Raw genomic sequence first — 617 nt, 5'->3', positions numbered from 1 at the left:
GCTCCAGAGCTGAGTGCAATTGATGTCAGCTTCTCCTTAAACCGCTCCTGTCCCCAACTCGCCAGAATCACCCCTTCAATGTCGGTCAGAATCAAACGACTGTCGGTGCGTGCAAACATCTGATTAAACAAAGGCAGCGCATTACGTTCGACGATCTGAATCAAGTCAGACGATTGATGACGTCGCTGCTTAAGAATCGATTGTGGCAGGCGAATGTCTTCGGGAAGTCGTCTCTGTTTTAGACCCGCTTCTGTGCTGCGGTGCCAAGAAGACGAAAGCCAATCTGAGGTGTTTGCTTGTTGAAGGTGCATGACTGTTCCATGTCGTAACAGTGAGGGTGTACCAATTTGGAACAGTTGAACACTGGTGTGGTTTCCAGACGTCCGTTCAATGCCAACTCACTTTGGGTTGTAAACGTTTGGTAATCATAGTTTTACAATTTATTAACAACAAGTTTTGAAGTTCTGGCGTGTGATTTGCGTTGTTACTGTTGTGAAGAAAACACGAAGTATCAGTGTTTTAAACAGAAAGCATAAACATGGTGGCTCTCTTCTTACGAGCTTTCTTCTCACGAGATCTGTTCTCAAGGGAAGCCGCCATGCTAGCTCAACAACATA

Annotated in this window: 1 pseudogene; it reads right to left on the bottom strand. The window is 45.5% G+C overall.

The annotated features are described in order from the left end of the window. Window positions 1-311: pseudogene (locus AB4486_RS23740) on the bottom strand (sigma-54-dependent Fis family transcriptional regulator); the annotation flags it as partial. Window positions 312-617 lie beyond the last annotated feature (306 nt).

It is taken from the genome of Vibrio sp. 10N.222.55.C6, from assembly GCF_041473395.1.
Taxonomy (GTDB): domain Bacteria; phylum Pseudomonadota; class Gammaproteobacteria; order Enterobacterales; family Vibrionaceae; genus Vibrio; species Vibrio crassostreae_C.
Note: the sequence above shows the minus strand (reverse complement) of the source record. Positions and strands in the feature narration are given on the sequence as shown.